Here is a 4966-nt window from a genome sequence, read left to right on the forward strand (position 1 = left end):
TGAGGAGGTGTATCTGCGTGCCTACAGCGATGGCTGGGAAGCGGAGATCAGTCTGGCCCGCTTCTTCTGGAGGTACGGCCATGTAAGACCGCACAGCGCACTGGGAGGCAAAACTCCCCATGAGGTTTACACTGAGACCAAACCCTGTCCTTCCCGCCCGGGGTTAACGATGTCAGGGGCCGAATCTGTCCAATAAAAGCCATCCACCTCAGCCTGGGCCCGCACCCGGTGCAGGATGTTGCGGCTGCAGGCCTCAAAGGGTTGGCCGTGCAGGTGCAGATCACTGGCCATCCACACCAGCTCCCGTTGCCAGGGCAGCACGGTGGCCGAGGCGGGATCGGGGTGAGCCGCCACCTCGTCGTCGCTCATGTCCTGGGGGATGCCATCGAGGGCCGCCCCGGTGAACAGCTCCGAACCGCGCAGCATCTGGCCCAGATGGCTCAGCGGTACGGCCTTGGCCTTGCAGATGCCGTGCAGATCCACGTAGCTGGCCAGGGCGTAACGCACCCCCTGGCTCTCCAGGTCGCCCCGTAGGGTTTGCACGTCCAAGGATTCGGTGCCGCTCATGCCAGCACCAGCGCCGGGGCCTGCTGACCCATCGGCATGGCCAGCTGCTGGCGCAGCCAGCCATGCCAGGCCTCGAGGCCTTCACCCGTCGTAGCTGAGACCTGGATCACCGCGCAGTGGGGATTCACCTGGCGGATGTGATCTTCAATCCGCTCCACCTGCACGGGCAGATGGGGCAGCAGATCCACCTTGGTGATCAGCACACAGTCGGCTTCCCGGAACATCACGGGATACTTCAGGGGCTTGTCATCGCCTTCGGTCACGCTCAGCAGAGCCACCTTGCGGTGTTCCCCTACCTCAAACTCTGCAGGACAAACCAGATTGCCCACGTTCTCCACCCAGAGAATGTCGAGATCCGCAGGATCCAGGCGTTGCCGCAGCAGCTTCACTCCCCCGCTCACCATCGCGGCGTCCAAGTGGCAGGCCCGGCCCGTCGTGATCGGCACCACCGGGATTCCGATGGCCTCCAGGCGCTCGGCATCGAGCTGGGTCGTCATGTCACCCTCCAGCACGGCCATGGCGAACTCCGAGCGCAGCTGGGCCAGTGACCGCTCGAGTAGGGATGTCTTCCCGGCACCTGGGCTACTCATCACGTTGAGGCAGAGCAGCTCCCAGGCATCAAAGTGCTGACGGTTGTGCTCGGCCTGGTGCTGGTTGGCGGCCAGCAGATTCAGACCGAGTGTGTCTTCCAGGGGCATGTGCATGGCAGGTCTCAGGAGGGAACAGGCGTGGGCTTCTCAGCTGGAACTGAGGAGGCAAGGGTGTAATCAACAGAACGGATCCGCAGCTCCCGCCCAGTGACGACCTCTTCCATCGGGTGGTCACAGCAGGGGGAGCGATAGGCCGAATCGGCGCTTGGCCGGTAGGTGGCGGAACAGCGAACGCAGCGCCCAACCAGCGGGATGGACTCAATGCTGAGGCGAGCCCCCTCCAACCAGCTGCCGCGGATGGCCACATCCCAGGTACTGACCAACTGGGCGGGCTCCACGCAGGTGAAGTCCCCCACCTGGAGATGCACCACCTTGACGCTGGGGCTGACGGGGCCGTGGCGTTGGCGCCAGTCCTGCATGGAGAGCAAGAGGCACTTGGTCATATCGACTTCGTGCATTGCTCACCTCCACTTCTGGTCGACGTTCATGTTGCAGACGTCGCTGAGCCAGCTGGGCTTGTCCTTTCTGGGCAGCTGACCGCTCACCACTAGGTGGGCCATGGTGTCGCAGATCACGCGCGTGGCCATCAATGACGTCATGTCGCTGATGTCATAGGGCGGGGAAACTTCCACCACCTCAAGGCCACACACGGGGACGTTGCGAACGATCAGCTCCAGCAGCTTGAGGGCTTCGCGTGGCAGCAGACCGCCCGGCTCAGGCCAGCCGGTGCCGGGCACGAAGCCGGCATCGATGCAGTCAATGTCGAAGGAGATGTAGACGCAGTCAGTTCCGTCAGTGGCGCGTTCAATGGCAAACTTTGCAGCCGCCTCCAGCCCCATTTCGCAGATGTCGGTGACGGTGAGCACATTGGTGCCCCGCTCCCGGCAGACCTTCACCCCCTCGCGTGGCACTTGCCAGCCGCCGATCCCCAGTTGCACCAGGTTATGGGCCGGGGCATTGGCCATGTTGGTGGCATGGAACCACGGACAGGTGTGCATCCGCTCGTCCAGGTCGATTTCCTGGGTATCCACATGGCGATCGAAGTGGATGATGCCCACCTTCTTGTCGCCCAGGTGACGACAGACGCCGCGCACCGTGGGGAAGCCGATGGAGTGATCGCCACCCAGGATGATTGGGAAGGCGCCACTGGAAAACACATGGGCCACCCCCTTGGAGATCTGATCAAAACTCTTTTCGTTGTTGGCGGGGATGGTGAAGATGTCGCCGACATCGCAGAGTGTGATCTGCTCCCGCAGATCCACGCCCATCTCGTAGTTGTAGGGCGTGTAAAGGGCCGAAATCCGGCGGATGCCCTGCGGGCCAAAGCGGGTTCCTGGCCGGTAGGTGGTGCCGCTGTCGTGGGGCACACCGAGAATGGCCACATCGAACTCACCGACGCGATTCACATCCTCGATATAAGGCGCCTTCATGAAGGTGTTGATGCCCGCGTAGTGGGGCAATTCACCGCGCGAGAAGGTGGAGATGCGTCGATCTACGATGCTCTCGGCAGCTTCCAGGCCATAGCGGTGGGCCTGATCAACTTCCTGCTGCCATCCCGTGAGGGGCAGGGCCCGCTCCTTTTCAAGGGCACGCAATCCCTCGGTGGGGTGCAATCGCTCGAAGGCTGCAGCAGCGTCTGAATCCTGAGCCATGGTGCTGGAGGGTTGGAGATGGAGCGGTCTCCCGGGCTTTTATCCCTCCGTGCAGCCGGTGAACCCGACCGATACCTCTCGGACCTGACACTCCTGAATTAGGAGCCGGAACCCTAGGCATACTTTCCGCTCGTTGACTATGGAACCGGGTTTGTGGGGTGGTGGTACTGCTTGATACCGAATCCGATCTCAGTGCCGGTGGGAGCCGGCGTGGTCATGGTCCTGGGCCTGCTGGGCCGCAGGATTGGACTGATGCTTCGGCTGCTGATGGTCTGGATGGGCCTCGGCAGAGGGCGCGAGTCCAAGGGCCAGACCGGAGATCAGAGCCAGCCCGAAAGCCTGTCGGGTGAAAGTGTTGCGCCGGGACAATGGGGACGAGAGCCAATGGCGGGCGCGACCGTATCGGCGCCGCAGAGCCAACCCTGTGGCAGTTGTTACCAATGGTGCGGGCCTTGACATCAGTCTGATCACCCCACCATTCAGGCCCGGTCCGTACCGACGGGATGCGGCGCCATCGCCAGCGGGGGGCCTGAGGCCGATCCCCTCGGTCCGTGACCCTGCCGGGGTGGCGCAGCCAGGGGACGAGCCAGCCCAGGGTGGTCGCCAGGAGCAGCACGGGCGACCAGCTAGACGGCGAGGGGACAGGTCTGCCTAAGCCAGGCTGTCCATGGCTAGGGATCGGGGGTAGGGCTCTACCTGATGATCCCACTGATGGCGGGTGCCCTACCCATAGCAGCGCTGATTGCCGCCGGGCCAGTGGGGTTGCTGAACGGCGGCGGCAGCTGGGCAGGAGAAGCCCCGTTACCGGGGCCCAGGTCACTGTTCCGACTGTTCTGCCGCCACCGGGGCTGACGGGGGATGGCCAGGGGCCGCTCAGCTCACCACCACGTTGGTGACGCGGCCAAGGCGGTTGGCCCGCTGCAGCGCTTGATTCAGTCGCGCCAGGGGAACGCGCATCACATACTCGCCGCTGCGGACATAGTCCTGATTCACCACGCCCGACACGCTGATCGTGGCGGTGCGGGTCTGGGATGACCCAGTGCCGGAGCTGCCCAGCCGTGCCGATTCCCGATGGGTGTGGGCCGGAGTGTTGCGGGCGCCGGGCGCATGGAAGTCGCCGTACAGGCCCTCGTGCTCGGAGAGCACCGCGCGGAACGGGCCATCGGTGCTGATGAAGCGGTAGATGTTGGCGGCACTGCCACCGCCGTAACCCACCGAGACTGCGGGCAGGGCCCCGGGAACCGACACCGCCCGGTTCTGGTGCAGGAAGCGGTTGAGCGCCGACTGGTTGCCGCTGCCGCTGCCTTTGACCGAGGCGGCGGCCCCACGGGCCAGCTGCATCAACCAGGAGAACTGGCGCCCCTCATGGCCGATCGAGTAGCCCCAGCCATGGAGGTAGGGCACCACGTCATTGCCAAATCGATCCACGTACTCGTCACTGTCGATGTAGGAGTCGATCTCGGCGTCATAGCCCTGCTCCTGCAGGATTGTGAAGTGATGCAGCATCTCCTCACGGTTGTGGGGAGCCCGACCGAGCAGGTGCTTGTGATTCAGCTCGATGAAGCGGTAGGCATTGCAGTGCTCAAAGAACTTGCTGCGGTAAAGACTGCTCTTGGCGACAGTGCGTACAAGCTCACGAACCGTCAGATAGCCGTTGCGGAAGAGCGACTCAGCACCCTTGAGCCGCTCGCTGGCCATCAGGTGCTGTTGGCCGAGCAACTGCTGGTAGACGGCACGGATGAGCGTATCCTTGTCGCTGGGTGACCCTGTTGACCAATTCTCCTTATCCCGATCATTGGCGTAGCGATCAATCCCGAGTTCGGCGGCGCGGAGGAGGCTCATGGGATACAGGCAGGGGAGAGCAGGAGCCACGCATCACCCAACCGAGGCCTTCACCGGAATGGGGGAGACATCTACAGGCCGCCGCAGGCAGCCTGTCTGAAGACATCAACTCGGCAAAGGCCAGTCGTTGATGTTTGGGGTGAACTCGTGACGCCTAGGGAGACCCTGGAAAACCCAGGCCATCCGCGCGACAATGGCTCAGTGATCACAGGCAAGGACTGGGTTGATGGGCGGCAAGCAGCTCGGTTTCTCGGA

At 63.5% G+C, this 4966-nt stretch carries 6 protein-coding genes and 1 riboswitch; of the genes, 1 reads left to right on the forward strand and 5 read right to left on the reverse strand.

Features of this window, described 5'->3' with window-relative positions; translation table 11 throughout:
• Positions 1-7 precede the first annotated feature (7 nt).
• Positions 8-196: a transposase gene (locus tag CJZ98_RS17050; RefSeq protein ID WP_232756580.1), complete on the forward strand. Its 189-nt coding sequence runs from the start codon at positions 8-10 to the stop codon at positions 194-196.
• Here the strand turns inward: CJZ98_RS17050 and CJZ98_RS17055 are convergent.
• The 5 genes from CJZ98_RS17055 to CJZ98_RS17080 form a co-directional block, all read right to left on the reverse strand.
• Entirely contained in the window at positions 127-567 is a 441-nt protein-coding gene (locus CJZ98_RS17055; protein WP_232756579.1) for a type I glutamate--ammonia ligase, read from the reverse strand. The two genes, CJZ98_RS17050 and CJZ98_RS17055, sit on opposite strands and share 70 nt — an antisense overlap.
• Positions 564-1271, reverse strand: a complete 708-nt coding sequence (gene hypB, locus CJZ98_RS17060; protein ID WP_094592309.1) for a hydrogenase nickel incorporation protein HypB — start codon at positions 1269-1271, stop codon at positions 564-566. Before hypB ends, CJZ98_RS17055 begins: the two co-directional genes overlap by 4 nt.
• An 8-nt stretch (positions 1272-1279) precedes the next feature.
• Positions 1280-1675 carry a hydrogenase maturation nickel metallochaperone HypA/HybF gene (locus tag CJZ98_RS17065; RefSeq protein WP_094592310.1) on the reverse strand — a complete coding sequence of 132 codons (396 nt, stop codon included), beginning with the start codon at positions 1673-1675 and terminating at the stop codon, positions 1280-1282.
• Between the two features lie 3 nt (positions 1676-1678).
• Complete coding sequence (gene speB / locus CJZ98_RS17070) at positions 1679-2869, reverse strand: agmatinase (RefSeq protein WP_094592311.1); 1191 nt, start codon at positions 2867-2869, stop codon at positions 1679-1681.
• 26 nt (positions 2870-2895) lie between these two features.
• Positions 2896-2997: riboswitch (guanidine-I (ykkC/yxkD leader) on the reverse strand.
• A 745-nt stretch (positions 2998-3742) separates the two neighbouring features.
• Positions 3743-4711, reverse strand: a complete 969-nt coding sequence (locus CJZ98_RS17080; protein WP_094592313.1) for a phycobilisome rod-core linker polypeptide — start codon at positions 4709-4711, stop codon at positions 3743-3745.
• Positions 4712-4966 lie beyond the last annotated feature (255 nt).

Source organism: Vulcanococcus limneticus LL (genome assembly GCF_002252705.1).
In the GTDB taxonomy this organism is placed as follows: domain Bacteria; phylum Cyanobacteriota; class Cyanobacteriia; order PCC-6307; family Cyanobiaceae; genus Vulcanococcus; species Vulcanococcus limneticus.